21 protein-coding genes are annotated in these 25,441 nt (G+C 62.0%); 15 read left to right on the top strand and 6 right to left on the bottom strand.

The features are described from left to right. The first annotated feature begins 97 nt into the window (after positions 1–97). The 6 genes from IB266_RS17975 to IB266_RS18000 all read left to right on the top strand — a co-directional run bounded on the left by IB266_RS17975 (position 98) and on the right by IB266_RS18000 (position 8,977). Positions 98–1,024, top strand: coding sequence for a hypothetical protein (locus IB266_RS17975; protein WP_060739413.1), 927 nt, complete (start codon positions 98–100; stop codon positions 1,022–1,024). Beyond that, on the top strand, positions 1,021–1,482 hold the full coding sequence (locus IB266_RS17980; protein WP_106274289.1) for a hypothetical protein: 462 nt from the start codon (positions 1,021–1,023) through the stop codon (positions 1,480–1,482). Before IB266_RS17975 ends, IB266_RS17980 begins: the two co-directional genes overlap by 4 nt. A gap of 165 nt (positions 1,483–1,647) precedes the next feature. Further along, positions 1,648–4,941 carry a DUF2126 domain-containing protein gene (locus tag IB266_RS17985; protein ID WP_192261970.1) on the top strand — a complete coding sequence of 1,098 codons (3,294 nt, stop codon included), beginning with the start codon at positions 1,648–1,650 and terminating at the stop codon, positions 4,939–4,941. A gap of 144 nt (positions 4,942–5,085) precedes the next feature. Next, positions 5,086–7,572: a circularly permuted type 2 ATP-grasp protein gene (locus tag IB266_RS17990; protein WP_192261971.1), complete on the top strand. Its 2,487-nt coding sequence runs from the start codon at positions 5,086–5,088 to the stop codon at positions 7,570–7,572. Continuing rightward, positions 7,572–8,465, top strand: a complete 894-nt coding sequence (locus IB266_RS17995) for a transglutaminase family protein (protein ID WP_192261972.1) — start codon at positions 7,572–7,574, stop codon at positions 8,463–8,465. The genes IB266_RS17990 and IB266_RS17995 overlap by 1 nt, the downstream gene beginning before the upstream one ends. A gap of 134 nt (positions 8,466–8,599) precedes the next feature. Continuing rightward, positions 8,600–8,977 (top strand): NUDIX hydrolase, encoded by a 378-nt coding sequence (locus IB266_RS18000; protein WP_192261973.1) that lies wholly within the window; start codon positions 8,600–8,602, stop codon positions 8,975–8,977. A 73-nt stretch (positions 8,978–9,050) separates the two neighbouring features. Here the strand turns inward: IB266_RS18000 and IB266_RS18005 are convergent, their stop codons facing one another. Then, positions 9,051–9,239, bottom strand: coding sequence for a hypothetical protein (locus IB266_RS18005; protein WP_060739407.1), 189 nt, complete (start codon positions 9,237–9,239; stop codon positions 9,051–9,053). A gap of 68 nt (positions 9,240–9,307) precedes the next feature. Beyond that, positions 9,308–9,895, bottom strand: a complete 588-nt coding sequence (locus IB266_RS18010; protein WP_192261974.1) for a TIGR00730 family Rossman fold protein — start codon at positions 9,893–9,895, stop codon at positions 9,308–9,310. Between the two features lie 340 nt (positions 9,896–10,235). Here IB266_RS18010 and azu point away from each other — a divergent pair, with 340 nt between their 5' ends. Beyond that, a complete protein-coding gene (azu, locus tag IB266_RS18015) occupies positions 10,236–10,682 on the top strand; it encodes an azurin (protein ID WP_192261975.1) in 447 nt (148 codons plus the stop codon). 165 nt (positions 10,683–10,847) lie between these two features. Here azu and nadE read toward each other — a convergent pair whose 3' ends face one another. From nadE to IB266_RS18030, 3 genes are all read right to left on the bottom strand, one after another. Then, positions 10,848–11,675, bottom strand: a complete 828-nt coding sequence (gene nadE / locus IB266_RS18020) for an ammonia-dependent NAD(+) synthetase (protein ID WP_092255588.1) — start codon at positions 11,673–11,675, stop codon at positions 10,848–10,850. A gap of 23 nt (positions 11,676–11,698) precedes the next feature. Further along, entirely contained in the window at positions 11,699–12,904 is a 1,206-nt protein-coding gene (pncB, locus tag IB266_RS18025) for a nicotinate phosphoribosyltransferase (protein ID WP_060739403.1), read from the bottom strand. 248 nt (positions 12,905–13,152) lie between these two features. Continuing rightward, a complete protein-coding gene (locus tag IB266_RS18030) occupies positions 13,153–14,061 on the bottom strand; it encodes a LysR family transcriptional regulator (RefSeq protein WP_192261976.1) in 909 nt (302 codons plus the stop codon). Between the two features lie 181 nt (positions 14,062–14,242). Between IB266_RS18030 and IB266_RS18035 the strand changes: the two genes are divergently transcribed. The 8 genes from IB266_RS18035 to IB266_RS18070 all read left to right on the top strand — a co-directional run bounded on the left by IB266_RS18035 (position 14,243) and on the right by IB266_RS18070 (position 24,153). Then, positions 14,243–15,733: an aldehyde dehydrogenase family protein gene (locus IB266_RS18035; RefSeq protein ID WP_092205328.1), complete on the top strand. Its 1,491-nt coding sequence runs from the start codon at positions 14,243–14,245 to the stop codon at positions 15,731–15,733. Positions 15,734–15,889: 156 nt separating this feature from the next. Beyond that, positions 15,890–17,173, top strand: coding sequence for an NAD(P)/FAD-dependent oxidoreductase (locus IB266_RS18040; protein WP_192261977.1), 1,284 nt, complete (start codon positions 15,890–15,892; stop codon positions 17,171–17,173). 370 nt (positions 17,174–17,543) lie between these two features. Further along, complete coding sequence (locus IB266_RS18045; protein WP_192261978.1) at positions 17,544–18,680, top strand: branched-chain amino acid ABC transporter substrate-binding protein; 1,137 nt, start codon at positions 17,544–17,546, stop codon at positions 18,678–18,680. Positions 18,681–18,844: 164 nt separating this feature from the next. After that, positions 18,845–19,759: an ABC transporter permease subunit gene (locus IB266_RS18050; RefSeq protein ID WP_053181516.1), complete on the top strand. Its 915-nt coding sequence runs from the start codon at positions 18,845–18,847 to the stop codon at positions 19,757–19,759. Positions 19,760–19,761: 2 nt separating this feature from the next. Further along, complete coding sequence (gene livM / locus IB266_RS18055; protein WP_060739397.1) at positions 19,762–21,042, top strand: high-affinity branched-chain amino acid ABC transporter permease LivM; 1,281 nt, start codon at positions 19,762–19,764, stop codon at positions 21,040–21,042. Continuing rightward, the gene (locus IB266_RS18060) at positions 21,039–21,911 is read left to right on the top strand and encodes an ABC transporter ATP-binding protein (RefSeq protein ID WP_192261979.1); all 873 of its coding nucleotides are present in this window, start codon (positions 21,039–21,041) and stop codon (positions 21,909–21,911) included. Before livM ends, IB266_RS18060 begins: the two co-directional genes overlap by 4 nt. Beyond that, positions 21,908–22,624, top strand: coding sequence for an ABC transporter ATP-binding protein (locus tag IB266_RS18065; RefSeq protein WP_053117959.1), 717 nt, complete (start codon positions 21,908–21,910; stop codon positions 22,622–22,624). Before IB266_RS18060 ends, IB266_RS18065 begins: the two co-directional genes overlap by 4 nt. A gap of 764 nt (positions 22,625–23,388) precedes the next feature. After that, on the top strand, positions 23,389–24,153 hold the full coding sequence (locus IB266_RS18070) for an SDR family oxidoreductase (protein WP_003197302.1): 765 nt from the start codon (positions 23,389–23,391) through the stop codon (positions 24,151–24,153). 119 nt (positions 24,154–24,272) lie between these two features. Here the strand turns inward: IB266_RS18070 and IB266_RS18075 are convergent, their stop codons facing one another. Further along, positions 24,273–25,406, bottom strand: coding sequence for an AGE family epimerase/isomerase (locus IB266_RS18075; RefSeq protein WP_192261980.1), 1,134 nt, complete (start codon positions 25,404–25,406; stop codon positions 24,273–24,275). Positions 25,407–25,441 lie beyond the last annotated feature (35 nt).

The following is a 25,441-nucleotide window of genomic DNA, read 5'->3' on the forward strand; positions in this document are numbered from 1 at the left end:
CTTCGGCAGCTCCTACAGAGCCAGCAGGGATAAATCTCCCCACCATAGGGGTTCAGTGTGGATAAAGACTCACTTCCGATTCTCAAGGACGATTCATATGAGCAGCGCTACAACGGGCATCGGCATGGACCTGAGCTTCTCCCAGTTCATGGCCCGCAAACGCATCGAAAGCCAGATCAACCTGCCGCGCCTGTTTGCTGCCATTGACGCCGATCCTGGCATCGCCGGGGCGGGTGTGGTGTATGTCGATTCCGAATACAACGTCGTGACCCTGCGCGAGTTCAAGCCGATTTGCAGCATCGCGCCCAAGCGCATCATTTTGCGCGAGGCGAAAAAATACATCGCGCCGCAGCAGTTCATCGATCAGGTCAAAAGCAGCCCGCGCGAGTCCAAGCTCGGGCTTGAAGCAACCAATGCCGGCTTGTCCTGTGTCGCCGCGGTGATCGGTTGGGTGGTGGTGTTCAGTGGCAGCGTCGCGGTGCCCTTTACGGCGGGGGCAAGTGCCTTTGTCGTTGCCCTGGGTGCCGCTGCCGCGACGGCCAGTACCGCGCAATGCGTCATCGGCGGGATGCGGGTGGCCAATGAGCTGAGCAATCCGACCGGCAACGATGAGATGAACGACGCCGACTGGTACAACATCGTGTCGCCGATCCTTGACGGGGTTTCCCTGGTGGGGGTCGGTGGCTCGGCCCTGACGACTGTCCGGCTGCTCAAGGCCAACAAGGCGGCCGCCACCGGAAAGAGTTGGTATCAGTTGCTCAAGGGGCTGAATCGGCAAGAGCGCAGCAAACTGACCAAGGAGCTGTTGACGCTGAGGGACCCGAGCCTGACCGCGAAGCTGCTCAAGCTGCAGCAGCGCGCGGGAGCCCTGCCCAAACGTTATTCGTCTGCCGAGATCAGGCACGCGACACTGACGCAGATAAAGGACTCCCTCGGAGGCGCGCTGGGGGTCATTGGCAGTTATACCGGTGATGGCGCCGTGAAGACGGTTGCCGTCGGCCTGTACGAGGAGTTCACGGAATGATCGGGGGCGGATCGCTGAAGCCATTCCTCGCCCGTTATTTTCCGGTGTTCATGGGGACGATCCTGCTGGGCTGCTTTTCCGGGTCCACGCTGCTTGTGCTGGCCGGGGCCACCTATTGGCGTGCCCTGGAGCCGTCAGCCAGGACCGACTATGTCGGGCTCGGCACCTTGGCCCTGGTGCTCGTCCTGGTCCTGGGCAACCTCTTGATCGCTCGCGGGCGCGCCTGGGCGGTCTGGTGGGTGGCGGGGTATTTCCTGGCCTGTCTGGCGGCGGTGCTGCCGACGTTCGCTTATGGAGCGCATCAGGGCGTATACCTGTTCGCTGTGCTGTTGCCACTGCTGGGGCTGTTACTGCTCAACAGCAAGCGGCATCGGGAAATGCGCAGCAAACTCGTCGATATCCGCCGCCAACGCGCGCTGATCATTCAGGCCGCCAAGACCTCGCGCCCACGTCGCTGAGTCGATTCGCGCCGCATTTATGTGCATTCCTTTACAGATGAATACGGGCATCGCGCGTTTTTAGTGCTCTACTGCCTTGAGTAGACAAAGAAAGTGTCGGGCCTGCCTGCATGGCATAAGTCTTGCGCCGCTTTCGATACCGCCCAGGCTCGCAGGAGGCACGTCGTGTCGATCCATGTCGCATTGCATCACGTCACGCATTACCGCTACGACCGCGCCGTCGAACTCGGCCCGCAGATCGTTCGCCTGCGTCCGGCAGCCCACAGCCGCACGCGGATTCTGTCCTATGCGCTGAAGGTTTCGCCCGAGCAGCATTTCATCAACTGGCAGCAAGACCCCCAGGGCAATTACCTGGCGCGGCTGGTATTCCCCGAGAAAACCCGGGAGCTGCGGATCGAAGTCGATCTGCTGGCGGAAATGGCGGTGTTCAATCCGTTCGATTTCTTTCTCGAGCCCTACGCCGAGAAAATTCCGTTTGCCTACGCGGCTGACGAACGCAAGGAGCTGGCGCCTTACCTGGAAACCCTGCCGCTGACGCCGAGGTTCCAGGCCTACCTGGACGGCATTGACCGTACGCCGTTGCCGGCGGTGGATTTCCTGGTGGCGCTCAACCAGCGCCTGAGCGAAGACATCAACTACCTGATCCGCATGGAACCCGGCGTCCAGACCCCGGAGCATACCCTTGAGCACGCGTCCGGCTCGTGCCGCGACTCGGCCTGGTTGTTGGTGCAGCTGTTGCGCAACCTTGGCCTGGCCGCGCGGTTTGTCTCCGGTTACCTGATCCAGTTGACCGCCGACGTGAAGAGCCTCGATGGCCCGTCCGGCACCGACGTCGACTTCACCGACTTGCATGCCTGGTGCGAGGTCTACCTGCCCGGTGCCGGCTGGATCGGCCTGGATGCGACGTCCGGGCTGTTCGCCGGTGAAGGCCACATTCCGCTGGCCTGCAGTCCCGATCCGTCCTCGGCGGCACCGATCAGTGGCCTGGTGGAGCCCTGCGAGTGTGAGTTCAGCCACGAAATGTCCGTCGAGCGGGTCTGGGAGGCGCCGCGGGTGACCAAGCCTTACACCGACGCGCAATGGCTGGCGATCCAGGCCCTGGGGCGGCAGATCGATGCCGACCTGCTGGAGGGCGACGTGCGCCTGACCATGGGCGGCGAACCGACCTTTGTCTCCATCGATGACCCGGACGGTGCCGAGTGGAACACCGCGGCACTCGGGCCGGACAAGCGCCGGCTCTCCGCCGAGCTGTTCCAGCGCATGCGCAATCACTATGCGCCCAAGGGGCTGGTGCATTTCGGCCAGGGCAAGTGGTACCCCGGCGAGCAACTGCCGCGCTGGTCGCTCAATTGCTATTGGCGGCGCGACGGGGTGCCGATCTGGCACAACAGCGCGTTGATCGCCGACGAGCAGGAGCATTACGGTGCCGATGGCGAACTGGCCGGGCGCTTCCTGGCGAGCGTCGCCGAGCGTTTGAAGATTCCGGCGCGGTTCGTGTTTCCGGCCTACGAAGACAACTTCTATTACCTCTGGCGCGAAGGCGCACTGCCTTCGAACGTCACAGCCGAGGACCCACGCCTGGAGGACGCTCTGGAGCGTGCACGGTTGCGCAAGGTCTTCAGCCAAGGCCTGGACAAGGTCATCGGCCAGGTCCTGCCGTTGGCTCGCACCGCCAAGGGGGATCAATGGCAAAGCGGTCGCTGGTACCTGCGGGACAACCACTGTCGCCTGGTGCCGGGGGATTCGCCCCTGGGGTATCGCTTGCCACTGGCGTCCCAGCCTTGGGTGACGGCGGCCGAGTACCCGTTCATCCACCCCACCGACCCGAACCAGGACTTACCCGAACTGCCCGGCACCGAGCAACTGGCGCGTCACGGCGAGCCGGCCGCCGAGCAGGAGCGTGTCCCGGAAATCGACAAGTCCGCTGACTGGCTGACCCGTACCGCCTTTTGTGCCGAGGCCCGCGAAGGCCGGCTCTATCTGTTCATGCCGCCCCTGGAGCGGGTCGAGGATTACCTGGAATTGGTCAGCGCCATCGAGGCGACAGCTGAGGAACTGCGGTGTCCGGTGCTGTTGGAAGGCTACGAGCCGCCGAGCGACCCACGCCTGAGCAATTTCCGCATTACCCCGGACCCCGGTGTGATCGAGGTCAACGTACAACCCTCGGCGACCTGGGATGAGTTGGTCGAGCGCACTGAATTTTTGTACGAAGAAGCGCGACAGACCCGACTGACCACCGAGAAATTCATGATCGATGGCCGGCACACCGGCACGGGCGGCGGCAACCATTTCGTACTGGGTGGCGCGACACCGGCCGACTCGCCTTTCCTGCGACGTCCCGACCTGCTGCGCAGCCTGATCAGTTACTGGCATAACCACCCGTCGTTGTCCTACCTGTTTTCCGGGTTGTTCATCGGCCCGACCTCCCAGGCGCCCCGCGTGGACGAGGCGCGCAACGACGCCTTGTACGAGCTGGAGATCGCGTTCGCGCAAATGCCACAGCCCGGTGAAGCGTGTCCGCCGTGGTTGGTCGATCGCTTGTTGCGCAACCTGTTGATCGACGTGACCGGCAATACGCACCGCGCCGAATTCTGCGTCGACAAGCTCTATTCACCGGACGGCGCCACTGGGCGTCTCGGCCTGTTGGAGTTGCGTGCGTTCGAGATGCCGCCCCACGCCCGCATGAGCCTGGCCCAGCAATTACTGCTGCGGGCGCTGGTGGCGCGGTTCTGGCGCGAGCCTTATGCGCCGGCGAAACTGGCGCGCTGGGGCACCGAGCTGCATGACCGTTTCCTGCTGCCGCACTTTATCGAGCAGGATTTTGCCGACGTCATCCATGAGCTGAACGCCGCCGGCTACCCGCTGCGGGCCGAGTGGTTCGCCGCGCACCTGGAGTTCCGCTTCCCCAAGGTGGGCGATTACGCGGTCAGCGGTATCGAGCTGCAATTGCGCCAAGCCCTCGAGCCTTGGCATGTGCTGGGGGAGGAGGGCGCGGTGGGCGGCACCGTGCGTTACGTGGATTCCTCCCTGGAGCGTTTGCAGGTCAAGCTCAGCGGCCTGGCGCCGCAACGCTACCTGCTGACCTGCAATGGCGTGCCGGTACCGTTGCAACCGACTGGTCGGGTCGGTGAATTTGTCGCTGGGGTGCGTTTCCGAGCGTGGCAACCGGCCAACTGCCTGCAACCGACCATCCCGGTGCATGCGCCGCTGGTTTTCGACTTGCTCGACACCTGGATGCAACGTTCCGTGGGCGGTTGCCAGTATCACGTGGCCCATCCGGGCGGGCGCAACTATGACAGCTTGCCGGTGAATGCCAACGAGGCCGAGAGCCGGCGCATGGCGCGCTTCTTCCGTCTCGGACACACGCCGGGGAAACTGCCGATACCCAGCCTGGCAGTGGATGACGAGTTTCCACTCACGCTCGATCTGCGACGTTTTCAAGGGGCACCCAAGGTCTAAGTGAACCCCGTGGCGAGGGAGCTTGCTCCCTCGCCACGATGATTGCAGTCCGAAAGCCAGGCCGGATCCAACATAAAACACACCTATCCGGGCGTCATGCGCTTGCGCTAGTCTCACCTTTCATTGCCGTCTGCCGAGCTTTCCATGCCTGACCTGCTTGACCGTTACCCGCTGACGACGGGCACCTATCACGAATTAATGGACGACAGCGGTGCGGTACGTACGCACTGGCGGCGGCTGTTCGACCAGTTGCAGCGCAGCACGCCGGCCCAGTTGCTCCAGCGCCAGGCCCTGCTAGCCCGGCAGATCCAGGAAAACGGCGTGACCTACAACGTCTACGCCGATCCGAAAGGCGCCGACCGGCCGTGGGAACTGGACCTGCTGCCCCATGTGATCGACCCGCAGGAATGGCAGCATCTGTCCGCCGGAATCGCCCAGCGTGCGCGATTGCTCAATGCGGTGCTGGCCGACCTGTACGGGCCGCAGCGGCTGATCAGCGAAGGGCTGTTGCCGGCAGAGCTGGTGTTTGGGCACAACAATTTCCTCTGGCCCTGCCAGGGCATCGCGCCGCCGGACGGCAGTTTCCTGCACCTGTATGCAGTGGATCTGGCGCGCACGCCCGACGGCCGCTGGTGGGTCACGGCAGACCGGACCCAGGCGCCTTCAGGGGCCGGGTACGCGCTGGAAAATCGCATGATCGTTTCCCGCGCCTTCCCCGACTTGTATCGCGACTTGAAGGTGCGGCACCTGTCCGGATTTTTCCGCACCCTGCAGGAAACCCTGGCGCGACAGGCACCCAGCGACGGCGAGTCACCGCTGGTGGTGCTGTTGACGCCGGGGCGGTTCAACGAAAGCTATTTCGAACACCTTTACCTGGCGCGCCAGCTGGGCTATCCGCTGGTGGAGGGCGGCGACCTGACGGTTCGCGATGCTACGGTCTACCTCAAGACCCTCAGCGGCCTGCGCCGGGTCCACGCCATCATGCGTCGGCTCGACGACGATTTCTGCGACCCCCTGGAGCTGCGCACCGATTCGGCCCTCGGCGTGCCGGGGTTGCTGGAAGCCGTGCGCCAGGGCCGGGTGCTGGTGGCCAATGCCTTGGGCAGTGGCGTGCTGGAGTCGCCGGGCCTCCTGGGCTTTCTGCCGAAGATCAACCAGTACCTGTTCGGCGAAGAACTGCTGCTGCCGTCCATCGCCACCTGGTGGTGCGGTGAGCCGCCGGTGTTGGCCCAGGCCCTGGAAAAATTGCCGCAACTGTTGATCAAGCCGGCGTTTCCTTCCCAGAGTTTCAGTCCGGTGTTCGGTCGTGACCTGAGCGAGGCGCAGCGCGGCCAACTGGCGGCGCGCATGCAGGCGCGGCCTTATGCCTATGTCGCCCAGGAACTGGCGCAACTGTCCCAGGCACCGGTCTGGCAGGCCGAAGATGGGCAAATCCAGCCCCGGGCGATCGGCATGCGCATGTATGCCGTGTCCGGCAAGGATGATTATCGGGTGCTGCCGGGTGGCCTGACCCGGGTGGCCGCCGAGGCCGATGCCGAAGTGGTGTCGATGCAGCGCGGTGGCGCCAGCAAGGACACCTGGGTCTTGGGAGAGCAGGCGCCCGGTGGTGAACAATGGAAGGCCCAGCGAACCGTGGGGGTCCATGACCTGGTTCGACGGGATCCGTACCTGCCTTCGCGGGTGGTGGAAAACCTGTTCTGGTTCGGCCGCTACTGCGAGCGTTGCGATGGCAGCGCGCGGTTGTTGCGGATCATGCTGGCGCGTTATGTCGATGGCGACGATCCGCAGGCCCTGCAATCGGCGGTGGCGCTGGGCGAGAGCCTGATGCTGCTGCCCGAAGAGGGCGAACTGCCCGAGCGTTTGCTGGCGGCACTGCTGGGGGATGACTGGTCGTTCAGCCTGCGCTCCAACCTGCAGCGTTTGCAATGGGCCGCCTCGCAGGTGCGCGGCAAGCTGTCCCGGGAGAACTGGCAGGCGCTGGTGGAGTTGCAGCGCGAAGCCATGGAACTGGAAACCGAGGAAGCGGATTTCGGCGAGTTGCTGGATTTCCTCAATCGGCTGGTGATGTCCCTCGCGGCGTTGTCCGGATTCGCCCTGGACGACATGACCCGCGACGAAGGCTGGCGCTTCCTGATGATCGGCCGGCGCCTGGAGCGCCTGCAATTTCTCAGCAGCAGCCTGGCGGCGTTCCTGCGCAGCGATGCGGTATTCGATCAGGCTGGGCTGGAGTGGTTGCTGGAACTGGGCAACAGCAGCATCACCTACCGCTCGCGTTATTTGGCGGTGGCCCAGCTGATCCCGGTGCTGGACTTGCTGCTGCTGGACGAACAGAACCCCCACGCGGTGCTCTTCCAGTTGAAGCTGGTGACCCGCACGCTCAAGCGCTTGAACGATGATTTTGCCGCCCCCAGGGAAACCGCCTTGCCGGACCTGGTCGCACGCCTGTCACGCTTTGACCTGCGTTGCCTGGAAAACCCATTGTTCGGTGAAGCCAGCCTGCGCGCCGCACTCGATGGGCTGGCCGACCTGTTGCAGGAAGTGGCCGATGCCAGCGGCCAGGTGTCCGATCGCCTGGCCTTGCGTCATTTCGCCCACGTCGATGACGTCAGCCAACGCACGGTGTCCGTCTGATGAACGCTCGTTACCAGATCCTCCACGACACCCATTACCACTATGACAGCCCGGTGTCCCTGGCCCAGCAGCTCGCTCATCTGTGGCCACGGGCCTGTGACTGGCAGCGTTGCACCGAACAGCAACTGTTGATCAGCCCGGAACCAACGACCCGGCGCGATGAACAGGACGTGTTCGGCAACCCGCTGACCCGGCTGGCCTTTGAGCGGCCCCATGATGAGCTGCTGGTCAATGCCCGCCTGAGCGTCGAGGTGCTGGCCCGTCCCGAGCTGGATTTCAACCTGTCCCCGGCCTGGGAGTCGACCCGCAACGCGCTGACCTACAGTGGCCGGCCACTGGCGGCACCGTTGCTGGAGGCGTGTCGCTATCGTTTCGAATCACCGTATGTGCACCTCAAGCGCAGCTTCGTCGAGTTTTCCGAAAGCTGCTTCCCGCCGGGACGACCGTTGATGGTCGGTGTTCGAGCGCTGATGGAGAAGATTTTCGAGGAATTCACCTTCGATGCCGAGGCGACCCAAGTGGCGACGCCGCTGGTGGAGGTGCTGGAACGGCGGCGGGGCGTATGCCAGGACTTCGCCCACCTGATGCTGGCTTGCGTGCGCTCTCGCGGCTTGGCGGCGCGTTACGTCAGCGGCTACCTGCTGACCCAGCCGCCGCCCGGCCAGCCCCGGCTGATTGGCGCGGATGCGTCCCATGCCTGGGTCTCGGTGTATTGCCCGGTGTTGGGGTGGGTGGACTTCGACCCGACCAACAACGTCCAACCGGCCCTGGAACACATCACCCTGGCCTGGGGCCGGGATTTTTCCGATGTGTCACCGTTGCGGGGGGTGATCCTGGGGGGCGGTGCCCATGATCCTGAGGTGCGGGTGACGGTGATGCCGTTGGAGTCGTAAGGAGATCCCTTTGTGGGAGCGGGCTTGCTCGCGAAGGCGGCCTGTCATTCAACATAGATGTCGACTGAACCACCGCTTTCGCGGGCAAGCCCGCTCCCACAGGTTGTGTGTCCTACGGATGATGAGGTTTGCCCATGTTCCCGGTGTCCATCAAAGGTGTGCTGCAATCCCCCGAAGGCCTGGTTGTGCTGATGCTCAACGAGCGCGATGAATGGGAGCTGCCCGGCGGTCGGATCGAGCTGGGCGAAACGGCGCCGCAATGCCTGGCGCGGGAAATCGCCGAGGAGCTGGCGGTTGAGGTGAGCGTGGGGGCGCCGCTGGATTCGTACCTGTTCGAGGTCATTCCCGGCAAGCACGTCTTCATCTCCACGTACCGCTGCCAGTTGCTGGGCGGTTTTGTGCCGACCATCAGTCATGAGCACAAGGAGATCGGGCTGTTCGCGCCGGACCAACTGCCGGTGAACCTGCCTGCGGGGTATCGCCAGTCGATTATCAAGGCGCTGGGATTGTAAGGGTCGGCAGCGGGGCTGCCGGCCCTGGATACAGAACCGGGGGGCCGGATCGGATCATCGGGCCCTGGGGGAATCAGGCGTCGGGAGCCTGATCTTTCGGTGCATCGACATCATCTTCTGCTGCTACTTCGCCTTCGGTATCCGGGCTCAGTGCGGCTTCTTCTTCAGCTGTGGCTTTCTTGCGCTGCAGCTTTTCCTCTTTCTTCTGCTCCTTGGCCAAGTCTCTCTGACGTTTGGCGAAGGAATAATTGGGTTTGGCCATGGGCGATCCTCTGGGGTCGAAGGTGAGGTTGAGCGGCGCATATTCTGCCCTGTATCGGGGCCGAGCCGTTAGCTGGGTTTTTGTTCGGCCCATTTCGGCTGTACGGACGGTTGCCATTCGTCCAGGGCATCGAGCAGGTTCTGCGCGGATTCGCTCACTTGCAGCATGTCACGATGGGGCGCGCGGACGAAGCCTTCGCCGACGATATGATCGAGAAAAGCGGTGAGCTTGCTGTAGAAACCGTTCACTTCCAACAGCCCCAGCGGTTTGCCGTGGTAGCCGAGCTGGCCCCAGGTCCAGACTTCGAACAACTCCTCCAGCGTGCCGAGGCCGCCGGGCAGGGCGATGAAGGCATCACTGAGTTCAGCCATGCGCGCCTTGCGAGCATGCATGCCGTCCACCACTTCCAGGCGGGTCAGGCCGCCGTGGCCGATTTCCTTGTCCTTCAGGCTTTGCGGGATGATGCCGATGACTTCGCCGCCAGCCGCCAGGGCCGCGTCGGCGACGACACCCATCAGGCCGACGGCCCCGCCGCCGTAGACCAGGGTCAATTTTCGTTCCGCCAACGCCCGACCGAGGGCCTGCGCCGCTTCACGATACGCTGGGTCGGTGCCAGTGCTGGCGCCGCAAAATACACAAACAGACGCGATGGACATGCTTTACTCCGTGGTCAGTCACCGCACCAGAGTAAAGCCTGGCCTATGCTGCGCAAAGGACTAAACCTCGCGCAGGGGTTTTTCATAGGTGCCACTGGCGCCACAGGCGTAGGCGGCGAGCAAGCTGCATAACAGGCTATTGAAGTTCATGGCGATCGCTCCAGAGGTTGATGGGGCTGATCATAAAGGCGCGTCATACTGATGGCTGGTTGATTATGTCCATCAGGCTGATAGCCTTAAGTTGTATACAATCTTTGACTCAGGTCATAGGAACTTGCCGGAAAATCAGGCAGTCTTTCCCTTTGACGGATTTTTGTTAACCATGCCTTGGAGATTCACGATGTTTGCCAAACTTGTTGCAGTATCCCTGTTGACGCTGGCCAGCAGCCAACTGATGGCAGCGGAGTGCAAGACCACCATCGACTCGACCGACCAGATGTCCTTCAACACCAAGGCCATCGAGATCGACAAGAGCTGCAAGACGTTCACCGTCGAGCTGACGCACTCGGGCAACTTGCCGAAAAACGTCATGGGCCATAACTGGGTGCTGAGCAAAGAGGCCGACATGCAGCCGATCGCCACCGATGGCCTCGCTGCCGGTATCGACAAGAACTACCTCAAGGAAGGTGATGCGCGCATCATCGCCCACACCAAGCTCATCGGGGCCAAGGAAACCGACTCGGTGACCTTCGACGTGTCGAAACTTGATGCCGCTGAAAAATACGGCTTCTTCTGCTCGTTCCCGGGCCATATCTCGATGATGAAAGGCACCGTTACGCTGAAGTGATCAATTTCAGGTACAAAAAAAGCGCCCCATGCAGGGCGCTTTTTTATGCCAGGCAACCGCTCCTTGTGGGAGCGAGCTCGCTCGCGATGGCGGCAGCACATCCAACATCAATGCAAACTGACCCACCGCTATCGCGAGCAAGCTCGCTCCCACAGAGATTGCCGGTCACGGGGCGTAAGGCATCACCCGCTTGTGCTCGGTCTTGCGATAGGTGTCGCAAATGATCCTGGCCGCCTCTTCGCGAATCGGTTGGCCATGCAGGAACGCATCGATCTCGGCGTAGGTCACGCCGTGGGAGGCTTCATCCGGCTTGCCTGGCGACAGGTCTTCAAGATCGGCGGTGGGGACTTTTTCCACCAGCGATTCCGGCGCGCCAAAGTCACGGGCGATGGCCCGGACCTGGTTTTTCACCAGGCCGCTCAACGGCGCCAGGTCGCAGGCGCCGTCACCGAACTTGGTGAAGAACCCCATGACCGCTTCGGCCGCATGGTCAGTGCCGATCACCAGGCCCTGCTCGGCCCCGGCGATGGTGTATTGCGCCACCATGCGCATCCGCGCCTTGGTGTTGCCCAGCACGAAGTCCCGCGAGACCGCCGCCTTGCCTTCGAACGCGGCGACTTGCTCGGCCAAGGCCTTGACCGCCGGGCCAATATTGACGGTATGGCGCTCGTCGGGATCGATGAAGTCCACGCAGGCCTGTGCTTCATGCTCGTCGAACTGGGTGTCGTACGGCAGGCGCACGGCGATGAACTTATAGGCCGCGTTGCCGGTTTTCTCCCGCAGTTCGCGCATGGCACGTTGGGCCAGCAGCCCGGCGGTCAGTGAGTCGACGCCACCGCTGATGCCCAGCACGAGGGACTTGAGCCCGGAATTGACCAGGCAATCCTGGATAAAGCTCACTCGCCGGGCGATTTCGGCCTTGAGGTCGGCGTCATGGGCGAACGGTGGCTGGACCTTGAGCTGTTCAGCAATCTCACGCTGTACGGCTTGCATGAATTCACTCCTTGCTTGATGTATCAAAGGGCGGCAGGTACTTGGAAAACGTGTCGCATGTAGGCGACGAAATTCGGGTCCTTGCAGTGGGTCTTGCCGGGCTCGTCTGAAATCTTGGCCACGGGTTGCCCGTCACAGCTGATCATTTTAAGCACGATGCTCATGGGCTCGACACCCGGAATGTCGCAGGTCAGGTTGGTGCCAATACCGAAGCTGACATTAATGCGACCACGCAACGCCCGAAAAATCTCCAGGCATTTGGGCAGTGTCAGGCTATCGGAGAACACCAGGGTCTTGCTCATCGGGTCGATGCCGAGCTTGTGGTAGTGGGCAATGGCTTTTTCGGCCCAGATCACCGGGTCGCCGGAGTCATGGCGCAAACCGTCGAACAGCTTGGCGAAGAACAGATCGAAATCCTTGAGGAACGCGTCCATGGTGATGCAGTCGGTCAGGGCGATCCCCAGCAGGCCCCGGTACTCGCGCACCCAGCAATCGAGGGCGGCGATCTGGCTGTCGATCAGTCGTGGGCCCAATTGCTGGTGGGCCATGATCCACTCATGGGCCATGGTGCCCAGGGGTTTCATGTCCAGCTCCCGGGACAGGTGCACGTTACTGGTGCCGACGAAACGCCCGGGGAAATCATGCTTGAGCACGTTGACCACTTCTTCCTGGACGCGGAAGGAAAACCGCCGCCGGGTGCCGAAATCCGCGACTTGCAGTTCGGACAGCTCCTCGGCGCTGGCGTTGGCGCTCAGCCAGTCGAACTTGCGATACAGCTGCTCGCGGGCCTGCTCCAGGACGATTTCACGGTAGCGATAGCGATTGCGCACTTCGCTGACAATGGCCAGCAGCGGCACTTCGAACAGAATCACGTGCAACCAGGGGCCGCGCAGGCGGATGAACAGCTCGCCGTTGTCGATGCCGGTGTGGACGTAGCGCAGGTTGAAGCGAAACAGGCCCAGGAACCGCAGGAAGTCCGGCTTGAGAAAGCTGATACGTTCCAGGAAACCCAACTGGTCGGCGCTCAGGCTCAGCTCCGCCAGGCGCTCGATCTGGAAGCGGATCTCCGCCAGGTACGGACGCAGGTCTTCGCTGTTGCGGCAACGAAACTCCCACTCGACTTCGACGTTGGGGTAGTTGTGCAGCACCGCCTGCATCATCGTCAGTTTGTAGAAGTCGGTGTCGAGCAGGTTCTGCACGATACGATCGGCAAATACGCTCTCGCTCATAGGGTTCTCCTGACAGGCCGCTGCGGCGGGCAGCGGGGTGCGGCGGTTTGGGATGAGGGGGTTAGTGGCGCATAACCTGGGTGGGGATTGCCAGTGATTTTTGGTCACCGGTTCTTCTCTGGCAAGGTATCTTTCTGTGGCGAGGGAGCTTACTCCCGCTCGGGTGCGCAGCGCCCGCATGGAAAAGGGCCGCTTCGCGCCCCAGCGGGAGCAAGCTCCCTCGCCACAGGGTTTGGTGCTGGCTGCTGCTATTGCGGCACATCAGGGCTATCGAGCTGTTCCAGCATCCACTCCACGAAAAGCCGCACCTTGGGCACTTCCGCCGAATGTTCCGGGTAGGCCAAGTAGTAAGCATCGGTGCTCGGCATCGCATGCTGCCAGGGAATGACCAGTTTGCCGTCGGCCAGTTCTTCTTCCACCAGAAACCGCGGCAGCAGGGCGACGCCGCAGCCGACCTGGGCGGCCCGGATGCACATGTAGAAGGTTTCGAAACGCGGCCCGTGGTAGCTGTGTTCGGTGTGGTAGCCCTGGCTGTCGAACCAGTCATGCCAGGCCTGGGGGCGCGAGGCGTTTTGCAGCAGCACCAGCTCGGCCAGTTGGGTCGGGTCGGTGAAGGCCTGCTCAGGCAGGCTGCCGGGCGCACAGACCGGCACCAGCTCTTCGTCGAACAGTCTCCGGGATTCGGTGCCAGGGCGTGAACCCTGGCCGAAGTAGAACGCCAGGTCGCTGCGCCCCTGCTGCAAGTCGTCGGCTTCCTGCTCGCTGCGCAGGTCCAGATGAATTTTCGGATGACGCAACCGCCAGCCCTTCAGGCGGGGCACCAGCCAGCGGGCACCGAAGGTCGGAGGCGTGGAAACACGCAGCACTTCGGTATCGCCACCGTAGGAGCGCAGGTAGTGGGTGGACATCTCCACCTGGGTAAGGATTTTTCGCACTTCCCCCAAGTACAACTCCCCGGCCGGTGTCAGTTGCAAGCGGCGGCGCACACGCCGAAACAGCAGGTGCTGCAACAGTTCCTCGAGCTGGGCGACCTGTTTGCTGACGGCGCTCTGGGTCAGATGGAGTTCTTCGGCGGCACGGGTAAAGCTCAGGTGGCGAGTCACGGCTTCGAAGCACTGGAGTGCGGTAATCGACGGTAAATAGCGCTTATTGAGCATGACGAGGGCCTTTTTTCTTGTTGCTCTATAAATCGAGTCAGGGGCAGCATGAATAAACGGAATGATATCTCGCTTAATGGTCGTTTGTTGGCAAGACTCGGGCCAGCTAAAACTAGAGGCCTGAGCGTACGGTGATGGTCCGTCCGCCAATCTTTTATCGCTCGTTTAGAGGAGTTACCCCATGGTTGCTGCATTGCTTGATCGTCTGGGCGTCAATCCGGCCTTGTACCAGGGCGGCGCACAGCCGGTGCATTCGCCTATCGATGGCAGCCGCATCGGCGCCGTGAACTGGGAAGGCGCCGCTGAAGTCGAGCAGCAGGTCAGCCGTGCCGAACACGCCTTCGACCTGTGGCGCCAGGTGCCGGCCCCGCGTCGCGGCGAGCTGGTGCGTCAATTCGGCGACCTGTTGCGTGAATACAAGGCCGACCTCGGCGAGCTGGTGTCGTGGGAAGCCGGCAAGATCACCCAGGAAGGCCTGGGTGAAGTGCAAGAGATGATCGACATCTGCGACTTCGCCGTCGGCCTGTCCCGCCAGCTGTACGGCCTGACCATCGCCTCCGAGCGTCCGGGCCACCACATGCGTGAATCCTGGCATCCGCTGGGCGTGGTCGGGGTGATCAGTGCCTTCAACTTCCCCGTCGCGGTCTGGGCCTGGAACACCACGCTGGCCCTGGTCTGTGGCAACTCGGTGATCTGGAAACCCTCGGAAAAGACCCCGCTCACCGCCCTGGCGTGCCAGGCGCTGTTCGAACGCGTGCTGAAGAACTTCAGCGACGCACCACCGTACCTGAGCCAGGTGATCATCGGCGGTCGCGATGCCGGTGAAGCCCTGGTGGACGACCCGCGCGTGGCCTTGATCAGCGCCACCGGCAGCACCCGCATGGGCCGTGAAGTGGCGCCGAAAGTCGCCGCGCGTTTCGCCCGCAGCATCCTCGAACTGGGCGGTAACAACGCCATGATCCTGGCGCCGAGCGCCGACCTGGACATGGCCGTGCGCGCCATCCTGTTCAGCGCCGTCGGCACCGCCGGCCAGCGTTGCACCACCCTGCGCCGGCTGATCGCCCACGAGTCGGTGAAGGAAGAAATCGTCACCCGCCTCAAGGCCGCCTACTCGAAAGTGCGCATCGGTCATCCGCTGGAAGGCAACCTGGTCGGGCCACTGATCGACAAGCACAGCTTCGACGGCATGCAGGACGCGCTGGAGCAGGCCCTGAGCGAAGGCGGGCGCGTGTTTGGTGGCAAGCGCCAGCTCGAAGACCAGTTCCCGAATGCCTATTACGTCTCGCCGGCCATCGTCGAGATGCCCGAGCAGAGTGATGTGGTACGCCACGAAACCTTCGCACCGATCCTGTACGTGGTCGGCTACAAGGACTTCGCTGAAGCCCTGCACCTGAACAATGCCGTGCCCCAGGGCCTGTCGTCCTGCATCTTCACCACCGACGTGCGTGAGGCCGAGCAGTTCATGTCGGCCGTGGGCAGCGACTGCGGCATCGCCAACGTCAACATCGGCCCGAGCGGCGCGGAAATCGGCGGTGCATTCGGTGGCGAAAAAGAAACCGGCGGCGGTCGCGAGTCCGGTTCCGATGCGTGGCGCGGCTACATGCGTCGCCAGACCAACACCGTGAACTACTCGCTGGAGTTGCCGTTGGCCCAGGGGATTACCTTCGACTGAGGCTTGAGCCAAGCAGTGATCCTATGTGGGAGCGGGCTTGCTCGCGAAGGCGGTGTATCAGTCGACATCAATGTTGGATGACCGTCCGCTTTCGCGAGCAAGCCCGCTCCCACAATTGAATGTGTAGTGGTTGGGTTTCTTTTTCGGAGTCTGGCAATGCCGTTACGCGAAGAATGTCTGTGGGAAAAACTGACGCCGCAAAGGCCTGAAAACACTGCCCTCACCGGCGAAATCACGGTGGATGTCTGTGTGATCGGCGCAGGGTTCACCGGGCTGTCGGCGGCGGTGCACTTGCTCGAACAAGGCAAGCGCGTGGCCGTGCTGGAAGCCCATCGGGCCGGGCATGGCGGATCGGGGCGTAATGTCGGCCTGGTGAACGCCGGGCTGTGGATCCCGCCGGATGACATCGAGGCCGGATTCGGCGAGGCGGTGGGCAGCCAGCTCAACCGCATGCTGGGGGGCGCGCCGGCCCTGGTGTTCAGCCTCATCGATAAATACAACATCGATTGCCAGTTGCGCCGCGAAGGCACCTTGCACATGGCCCATAACGCCCGGGGCGAGGCTGACCTGCGCAGTCGCGAAGCTCAATGGAAGCGCCGTGGCGCCCCGGTGGAATTGCTCACCGGCCAGGCCTGTGCCGAGGCCACCGGCACCTCGAAAATCGCTGCGGCATTGCTCGACCGCCGCGCCGGCACGCTCAATCCGATGGCCTACACCAGCGGGCTGGCCAAGGCCGCCACGGACCTGGGTGGCCAGTTGTTCGACCATTCGCCGGTGACGCGCCTGGAACGTCAAGGCCAGCGCTGGTCGGTGCAGACCGCCCAGGGTTCGGTACTGGCCGAGCAGGTGGTGATTGCCTCCAATGCCTATACCGAGGGTGACTGGACCGAACTGCGGCGCAATTTCTTCCCGGGTTATTACTATCAGGTCGCGTCCGTCCCGCTGACCGACGAGGCCGCCCAACGCATTCTTCCGGGCGGGCAGGGCTCGTGGGATACCCGCCAGGTGCTGAGCAGCATCCGCCGGGACAAGGACGGTCGTTTGCTGCTGGGCAGCCTGGGCAACGGCAACCGCAAGCCGACCTGGTTCCTCAAGGCCTGGGCCGACCGGGTGCAGCAACACTACTTTCCTTATCTCAAGCCGGTGGAGTGGGAGTGCACCTGGACCGGTTGCATCGCCTTCACTCCCGATCACTTGATGCGCCTGTTCGAACCCGCTCCCGGGCTGGTGGCCGTGACCGGCTACAACGGCCGAGGCGTGACCACCGGTACGGTGGTCGGCAAGGCGTTTGCCGATTACCTGTGTCACGGTAATGCCCAGGCCCTGCCGATCCCGTTCGCCCCCATGCAGCCACTGGCCGGGGTGGGGTTGCGCAGTTGCCTGTATGAGGCGGGCTTTTCGCTGTATCACGCGGGCCAGTGCCTGCGGATCGTCATTTGAGTGTTGAAAATTGTTGCTGGAAGCCGCGTTTTCCGGCGTAGCGTCTAGCCTGTTATGGTGCGGGTTGTAGCAGTCGCGCACCGACAGTGTGCAGTTCGGTGACGTGGGTTGTTACACAGTGGTTGCACGCCGTTTCGCGCCATGGTTGCAATGATGGCTCATGGAGGGTTTTACCCGTTTGGATAAAAGGTTGCACCTTGTGCGGTTTAGACGGTTGCACGCCCCATGAAAAAGGGCCCGAAACAGTCGAAATAACAATAAAGCAGCGACTTTTTTCAGAATAAAAAACCGATGGCACGGCCCTTGCTCTGAGCTTTTCAGTGAAATGAAGTCGCAGTGCCAACTAAAAAAAACCTTGGAGCACCACCTCATGTCCCAGACGTTTTACAAGAAAGGTTTCCTGGCCCTCGCAGTGGCAGCTGCGCTGGGTGTTTCTGCGTTTGCCCAAGCTGATGTGAAATTCGGTGTGGCGGGGCCGATGACCGGCGCCAACGCCGCATTCGGCGAGCAGTACATGAAGGGTGCCCAGGCGGCAGCCGATGCCATCAACAAGGCCGGCGGCGTCAACGGCGAGAAAATCGTACTGGTCGCGGGTGATGATGCCTGCGAACCCAAGCAGGCCGTGGCAGTGGCCAACCGCTTGGTCGACCAGGACAAGGTGATCGGCGTGGTCGGGCACTTCTGCTCGTCCAATACCATCCCGGCCTCCGAGGTCTACGACGAAGCCGGCATCATCGCCATCACCCCGGGCTCCACCAACCCACAGGTCACCGAGCGCGGCCTGAGCGCAATGTTCCGCATGTGCGGTCGTGACGACCAGCAGGGCATCGTGGCAGGTGACTACATCGTCGACGTGCTCAAGGGCAAGAAAGTGGCTGTGCTGCACGACAAGGACACCTACGGCCAAGGCCTGGCGGATGCCACCAAGGCACAACTGGCCAAGCGCGGTGTGAAGGAGGTGCTGTACGAAGGCCTGACCCGCGGCGAGAAAGACTTCAGTGCCGTGGTCACCAAGATCCGTTCGACCGGTGCCGACGTGGTCTATTTCGGTGGCCTGCACCCGGAAGCCGGCCCACTGGTTCGCCAGTTGCGTGAGCAGGGTCTCAAGGACGTGAAGTTCATGTCCGACGATGGCATCGTGACCGACGAACTGGTCACCACCGCCGGCGGCGCGCAATACGTCGATGGTGTGTACATGACCTTCGGTGCCGACCCGCGCCTGCTGCCAGACAGCAAGGCCGTGGTTGAAGAGTTCCGCAAGAATGGTACCGAGCCTGAAGGCTACACCCTGTACGCCTACGCTTCGGTCCAGGCCCTGGCCGCCGGGTTCAATGGCGCCAAGTCCAATAAAGGCGAAGACGCGGCCAAGTGGCTCAAGGCCAACCCCGTCCAGACCGTGATGGGCAAGAAGGAATGGGACACCAAGGGCGACTTGAAAGTCTCCGACTACGTGGTCTATCAGTGGGACAAGGACGGCAAGTACCACCAGTTGGAAAAACAGAAGTAAGGGCTGACGCGACCGTCAACGCCTCCTTTGGGGGCCGGGCAAACCCCGGTTTCCAAAGGGCGCGTGCAGGTCGTGCCTGACATTGCTCCGACGTTAATCTGTATTTTCCTTAGAAGAACCGCGCACCCGAAGGTGTGCAGGTTCTCACTGCGTGAGATTGCGTTATGGATGGTATTTTCCTGCAGCAACTGATCAATGGCCTGACCCTCGGGTCGGTCTATGGTCTGATCGCCATCGGCTACACAATGGTCTACGGCATCATCGGCATGATCAACTTCGCCCACGGCGAGGTTTACATGATTTCCGCTTACCTCGCGGCAATCAGTCTGGCTCTGCTGGCTTACTTCGGTATTGAATCCTTTCCGCTCATGATCCTTGGCACGCTCGTGTTCACGGTGGTGGTCACCGGGGTCTACGGCTGGGTCATCGAACGCGTCGCCTATAAACCCCTGCGCAACTCGACCCGGCTGGCACCGCTGATCAGTGCCATCGGTATTTCGCTGATCCTGCAGAACTACGCACAGATCAGCCAGGGTGCCCGTCAACAGGGTGTCCCGACGCTGCTCGAAGGCGCCATGCGCGTCGACATCGGCAGCGGTTTCGTCCAGCTCACCTACACCAAGATCTTCATCCTGATCGCCGCATTCGCCGGGATGGCGTTGCTGACCTACATCATCAAGTACACCAAGCTCGGACGCATGTGCCGCGCCACCCAGCAAGACCGCAAGATGGCCTCGATCCTGGGGATCAACACCGACCGGGTGATTTCCTACGTATTCATCATCGGTGCGGCCATGGCGGCCCTGGCCGGCGTGCTGATCACCATGAACTACGGCACATTCGACTTCTATGCCGGCTTCATCATCGGCATCAAGGCGTTCACCGCGGCGGTACTCGGCGGCATCGGTTCCCTGCCTGGGGCCATGCTCGGCGGGATCATCCTCGGGATTTCCGAGTCGCTGTTCTCCGGTCTGATCAACTCCGACTACAAAGACGTGTTCAGTTTCTCGCTGCTGGTGCTGATTCTGATTTTCCGTCCCCAAGGCCTGTTGGGTCGCCCACTCGTGGCGAAGGTATAAGTATGTCTGCTGCCAATAAACCGCTTGATATCAAACAGAGCGTCATCGACGCGATCCTGGCTGGCTTGATCTCGCTGATCGTGTTCGGGCCAATTGTCGGCGTGGTGCTCGACGGCTACAGCTTCAACCTGCAACCGGCCCGCGTCGGCTGGCTGGTGGCGATCGTGATGATCGGGCGCTTCGCCTTGAGCCTGTTCCTGCAAACCCCCAAGGGACTGAAGATTCTCCAGGGTTTCGAAAGCACCGGCTCCGGCGTGCACGTGTTGCCGCCGGACTACAAATCGCGGCTGCGCTGGATCATCCCGGCACTGATCGTGATTGCCATCGTGTTTCCGTTCTTCGCCAACAAATACGTGCTCACGGTGGTCATTCTCGGGCTGATCTATGTGCTGTTGGGCCTGGGCCTGAACATCGTGGTCGGCCTGGCGGGGCTGCTCGACCTGGGTTACGTGGCGTTCTACGCCATCGGCGCCTATGGCCTGGCGCTGGGCTACCAATACCTGGGGCTGGGCTTCTGGACGGTGCTGCCGCTGGCGGCCATCGCGGCGGCGATGGCGGGGTGCATATTGGGATTCCCGGTGTTGCGAATGCACGGTGACTACCTGGCCATCGTGACCCTGGGCTTTGGCGAGATCATTCGCCTGGTGCTCAACAACTGGCTGTCGTTCACCGGTGGACCGAATGGCATGCCGGTTCCTTCACCGACTTTCCTGGGCCTGGAATTCGGCAGGCGGGCGAAGGATGGCGGGGTGCCGTTCCATGAGTTCTTCGGCATCGACTACAACCCCAACATCAAATTCCTGTTCATCTACATCGTGTTGTTCATCACTGTGCTGCTGGTGCTCTACGTCAAGCATCGCCTGACCCGCATGCCGGTCGGTCGTGCCTGGGAAGCCCTGCGCGAGGATGAAATCGCCTGCCGCTCCATGGGCCTGAACCATGTACTGGTCAAGCTCTCGGCGTTCACTATCGGTGCGTCCACGGCTGGCCTGGCCGGGGTGTTCTTCGCCAGTTACCAAGGCTTCGTCAACCCGTCGTCGTTCACCTTCTTCGAATCGGCGCTGATCCTGGCGATCGTCGTGCTCGGCGGCATGGGCTCGACGGTCGGCGTGGTGATCGCGGCATTCGTGCTCACCGTGGCGCCGGAGCTGCTGCGCAGCTTCTCCGAATACCGGGTGCTGCTGTTCGGCGTACTGATGGTGTTGATGATGATCTGGCGTCCACGCGGCCTGATCCGTATCAGCCGTACCGGCGTGACGCCGCGCAAGGGGGTAGCGCCATGAGCGAAGTCGTACTCTCAGTCGAAAACCTGATGATGCAGTTCGGTGGGATCAAGGCCCTCAGCGATGTCAGCCTGCAAGTCAAACGCAACTCGATCTTTGCCCTGATCGGCCCCAACGGCGCGGGCAAGACCACGGTGTTCAACTGCCTGACCGGTTTCTACAAGGCCACGGGCGGCAAGATCGAGCTCAATGTGCGTGGCGAGCAAACCAACGTCATCAAGCTGTTGGGAGAAGCGTTTCGCCCGACGGACTTCGTCTCGCCGAAGTCCTTCGCCAGCCGGCTGTACTACAAGATGTTCGGTGGCACCCACCTGGTGAACCGCGCTGGTTTGGCCCGTACTTTCCAGAACATTCGCCTGTTCAAGGAAATGTCGGTGCTGGAAAACCTGCTGGTGGCCCAGCACATGTGGGTCAACCGCAGCATGCTGGCGGGTATCCTCAACACCAAGGGCTACCGCAAGGCCGAAAGCGATGCGCTGGACCATGCCTTCTACTGGCTGGAAGTGGTGGACCTGGTGGATTGCGCCAACCGCCTAGCCGGGGAGCTTTCCTACGGCCAGCAACGGCGCCTGGAAATCGCCCGGGCCATGTGCACCCGCCCGCAGATCATCTGCCTCGACGAACCGGCCGCCGGCCTCAACCCTCAGGAAACCGAAGCGCTGAGCGCGATGATCCGGCTGCTGCGCGACGAGCATGATCTGACCGTGGTGCTGATCGAACACGACATGGGCATGGTAATGAGCATTTCCGATCACATCGTGGTGCTGGACCACGGCAACGTGATCGCCGAGGGCGGTCCCGAGGCGATTCGCAACGATCCGAAGGTGATCGCGGCCTACCTGGGTGCCGACGAAGAGGAACTGGTATGAGTGGACCTATCCTCGAACTCAAGGAATTGGACGTGTTCTACGGGCCGATCCAGGCCCTGAAAAAGGTCTCGATGCACATTGGCGAAGGTGAAACCGTGAGCCTGATCGGCTCCAACGGTGCCGGCAAGTCCACGTTGCTGATGTCCATCTTCGGCCAACCCCGTGCGGCGGGCGGGCAGATCATCTACCAGGGCGTGGACATCACCCACAAGTCGTCGCACTACATTGCCTCCAACGGCATCGCGCAGTCGCCGGAAGGGCGACGGGTATTCCCGGACATGACCGTCGAGGAAAACCTGCTGATGGGCACCATTCCCATCGGTGACAAATACGCCAGCGAAGACATGCAGCGCATGTTCGAGCTGTTTCCACGGCTCAAGGAGCGTCGCAACCAGCGGGCCATGACCATGTCCGGTGGTGAGCAGCAAATGCTCGCCATCGCCCGGGCATTGATGAGCCGGCCCAAGTTGTTGCTGCTCGATGAGCCGAGCCTGGGGCTGGCGCCGATCGTGGTGAAACAGATCTTCGCCACCCTGCGTGAACTGGCGTCCACCGGGATGACCATCTTCCTGGTGGAACAGAACGCCAACCACGCCCTCAAGTTGTCGGACCGGGCCTATGTGATGGTCAACGGTGAAATCCGCCTGACCGGCACTGGCAAGGAACTGCTCGCCAACGAGGAGGTGCGCAACGCGTACCTGGGCGGGCATTGAGGCGGCTGCTGTAATGTAAAAAACCGGCGAGAGATCGCCGGTTTTTTTATCTCTTCAAACCACCACCCATTCCCACAAGGGACTTTGGTCGCTTGGGAGAATTGTGGACAACAATCCTGAGCCCCTGTGAAACCGCGACATAAAGTCGCCGCAAACAGTTGTTTTGTCACGGTTTTGACTTGTCCCCGTTTGCTGTGGAGCTGGCTGTGGGTAACGTGGGAGTAGCTGGCTGAAAGCCTTTGAATCCGTGGCTTGCAAGGCTGTGATCGTTTTTTGATCAGGCGTTTTTGGTCAGGCGGGAGCGGCTGTTGTCAACACTTTTATGAGCGCCGGAATGGACTCCAAAGACAGTGGGCAAGCCTGTGGATAAGTCTGTGACTAAACTCTGGAAAGACCGCGCTGAGGGCCGTCGTTACTGGCTTGGAGCCATCGCCTATTTCGCAGTGGCTTATAGCAGATAACTTGCGCTGCACAACCTCACTTGCAGGGTCAAGCGAAAAAAAATTCCAAATACCCCGAAAAGCCTTATGCACAGCGGCCTGCGAGATTTGCACTTGCCCCCGATTACTGTGGACGTGCCTGTGGATAAGGTGCGAGCAACCGGCTGCGGGCCTTGTTGGGCGAGGCCTGGCGTGGATTGGTTGTTTTATGAGCAGCCGTGGGCCAAAAGCTCATGCGAAGCCTTGCCCCTGGCGTGCCAGGCCGGGCATGCTGTGGGCCGATTTCCATTCAATGGCTTTTGCAGTTCAAACAAGGAGAACACGATGTCTGACACCCTGTTTATCACCGGCGCGACGTCCGGTTTTGGTGAAGCCTGTGCCCGTCGGTTTGCCGAGGCCGGTTGGAAACTGGTGCTGACTGGTCGTCGTGAAGAACGCCTCAATGCCCTGTGTGCCGAATTGTCGAAGCAGACCGAAGTCCATGGCCTGGTCCTGGATGTGCGTGATCGCAAGGCCATGGAAGAGGCCATCGCCAACCTGCCGCCATCCTTCGCCAAGCTGCGCGGGCTGATCAACAATGCCGGCCTGGCCCTGGGCGTCGACCCGGCCCCCAAGTGCGACCTCGATGATTGGGACACCATGGTCGACACCAATGTCAAAGGGCTGATCTACAGCACGCGCCTGCTGTTGCCGCGCCTGATCGCCCACGGCCGTGGCGCCGGGATCGTCAACCTGGGTTCCATCGCCGGCAACTACCCGTATCCGGGCAGCCACGTGTATGGCGCGAGCAAGGCGTTCGTCAAACAGTTCTCCCTGAACCTGCGTTGCGACCTGCAAGGCACGGGCGTGCGGGTGAGCAACATCGAGCCGGGCCTGTGCGAGAGCGAGTTCTCCCTGGTGCGCTTCGGTGGCGACCAGGAGCGCTACAACGCGACGTATGCCGGCGCCGAGCCGATCCAGCCACAGGACATCGCCGATACGATTTTCTGGGTGCTCAACGCCCCGGCACACATCAACATCAACAGCCTTGAGCTGATGCCGGTGAGCCAGACCTGGGCCGGGTTTGCCATCGAGCGCAACAAAACATAAGACTGCGTTATCGTTCATCGCGGGCAAGCCTTGCTCCCACAGGCTTGATTCATTCCTGGGAAGTAGGGCTGCTCAAATCCCTGTGGGAGCAAGGCTTGCCCGCGATAGCGGTTTGCCAATCAGCCTAGATAATCGGCCAGCCCGCGATAGCAGGTCAGCAGGTGATAGGGCGTGGTGGACGGCATGTCCCGGCGGCTGACGATGCCGTTGGCGTCCAGGCATTCATTCCAGCCCTTGGCATGCAGGAAGTGATGCTGCAAAGCCTGCAATTGACGCAGTAACACTCCCTGGTTGCCAGGGCGTAATGTCAGTGCCCGCAGGTACTCGGCCTGAGCCCAGATGCGTTGGGTGGCATCGCGCGGGTTTGCTTGTGGTTCCTGGTCCAGCATCGCGCACACCGCGCCGGATTCCGGATCGACGCCGCGTTGTTCGGTATGGTCGAAGCTGCGCTCCAGGGCGGTGTGCAGCTTGCCGTTACGCAACAACGGCGATGAGGCCAGCAAGTAATACCATTCGAACTGGTGCCCCGGCTCGAACCAGTTATCCACAGCCTTGAGCGGTTTTTCCATCATGACCCGTTGCTGCGGCTCGATGAAATGCTTGGCCATTCCGTCGCACAAGCTCAGCAATGCTTGACGGACGTTGGCGTCTTCGCGGACCGAAAGCGTGGCGAGGAAAGCTTCGGCCAGGTGCATCAAGGGGTTTTGCAGCGGGCCGGAGCCGGTCGTTGACCAATCGCGCGCGAGGCTGGCTTCGTAGAGACCGTCTGCGCTGGCAAAGCGTTGGGCGATGACCTCCAGGCTGGCGTTGAGCACCGATTCCACCAGCGGTTCGCGGACCTTGTCCCAGTAATGGGCGCAGGCGAACAGGATGAAGGCGTGGGTATAGAGGTCTTTGCCGGTGTCCAGCGGCGCGCCTTGGGGGTCGATGCTGTAGAACCAGCCGCCGTGTTCGGCATCATGGAAATGTCGTTGCAGCGAGCGGAACAGGGCACTGGCCCGCTCCTCGGCCTGGGGGACTTCGCCAATCAGGCTGGCGAACACATACAACTGCCGCGCACAGGCCATGGCGCGGTAGCGCTGGGGCGGCAGCGGCGCATGTCCGGCATCCAGGGATTCATAGGGCAGCGCCAGTTCGGCATTCCAACCCGGGCCTTGCCACATCGGCACGATCACGTCGTGAAAATGCTGACGCACTGTTGCGAACAGGGCGATCAATTCAGGCTGGGGGACGGGGCGGGAAACGTCAGGCATCGGCGGAAGTCGTCACGGCTGGGGGAGGCGATTGC

It is taken from the genome of Pseudomonas sp. Pdm06 (genome assembly GCF_014851795.1).
Classification (GTDB): Bacteria; Pseudomonadota; Gammaproteobacteria; order Pseudomonadales; family Pseudomonadaceae; genus Aquipseudomonas; species Aquipseudomonas fluorescens_AA.

Bases quoted from the DNA above. Each gene is read 5' to 3' on its own strand.
- IB266_RS18000 (WP_192261973.1), top strand. From the start codon at position 8,600: ATGTTCCCGGTGTCCATCAAAGGTGTGCTGCAATCCCCCGAAGGCCTG.
- IB266_RS17980 (WP_106274289.1), top strand. From the start codon at position 1,021: ATGATCGGGGGCGGATCGCTGAAGCCATTCCTCGCCCGTTATTTTCCG.
- IB266_RS18075 (WP_192261980.1), bottom strand. From the start codon at position 25,406: ATGCCTGACGTTTCCCGCCCCGTCCCCCAGCCTGAATTGATCGCCCTG.
- livM (WP_060739397.1), top strand. From the start codon at position 19,762: ATGTCTGCTGCCAATAAACCGCTTGATATCAAACAGAGCGTCATCGAC.
- IB266_RS17995 (WP_192261972.1), top strand. From the start codon at position 7,572: ATGAACGCTCGTTACCAGATCCTCCACGACACCCATTACCACTATGAC.
- IB266_RS18040 (WP_192261977.1), top strand. From the start codon at position 15,890: ATGCCGTTACGCGAAGAATGTCTGTGGGAAAAACTGACGCCGCAAAGG.
- IB266_RS17990 (WP_192261971.1), top strand. From the start codon at position 5,086: ATGCCTGACCTGCTTGACCGTTACCCGCTGACGACGGGCACCTATCAC.
- IB266_RS18030 (WP_192261976.1), bottom strand. From the start codon at position 14,061: ATGCTCAATAAGCGCTATTTACCGTCGATTACCGCACTCCAGTGCTTC.
- azu (WP_192261975.1), top strand. From the start codon at position 10,236: ATGTTTGCCAAACTTGTTGCAGTATCCCTGTTGACGCTGGCCAGCAGC.
- IB266_RS18035 (WP_092205328.1), top strand. From the start codon at position 14,243: ATGGTTGCTGCATTGCTTGATCGTCTGGGCGTCAATCCGGCCTTGTAC.
- IB266_RS18060 (WP_192261979.1), top strand. From the start codon at position 21,039: ATGAGCGAAGTCGTACTCTCAGTCGAAAACCTGATGATGCAGTTCGGT.
- IB266_RS18005 (WP_060739407.1), bottom strand. From the start codon at position 9,239: ATGGCCAAACCCAATTATTCCTTCGCCAAACGTCAGAGAGACTTGGCC.
- IB266_RS18045 (WP_192261978.1), top strand. From the start codon at position 17,544: ATGTCCCAGACGTTTTACAAGAAAGGTTTCCTGGCCCTCGCAGTGGCA.
- nadE (WP_092255588.1), bottom strand. From the start codon at position 11,675: ATGCAAGCCGTACAGCGTGAGATTGCTGAACAGCTCAAGGTCCAGCCA.
- IB266_RS18070 (WP_003197302.1), top strand. From the start codon at position 23,389: ATGTCTGACACCCTGTTTATCACCGGCGCGACGTCCGGTTTTGGTGAA.
- IB266_RS17975 (WP_060739413.1), top strand. From the start codon at position 98: ATGAGCAGCGCTACAACGGGCATCGGCATGGACCTGAGCTTCTCCCAG.
- IB266_RS18065 (WP_053117959.1), top strand. From the start codon at position 21,908: ATGAGTGGACCTATCCTCGAACTCAAGGAATTGGACGTGTTCTACGGG.
- IB266_RS18010 (WP_192261974.1), bottom strand. From the start codon at position 9,895: ATGTCCATCGCGTCTGTTTGTGTATTTTGCGGCGCCAGCACTGGCACC.
- IB266_RS18050 (WP_053181516.1), top strand. From the start codon at position 18,845: ATGGATGGTATTTTCCTGCAGCAACTGATCAATGGCCTGACCCTCGGG.
- pncB (WP_060739403.1), bottom strand. From the start codon at position 12,904: ATGAGCGAGAGCGTATTTGCCGATCGTATCGTGCAGAACCTGCTCGAC.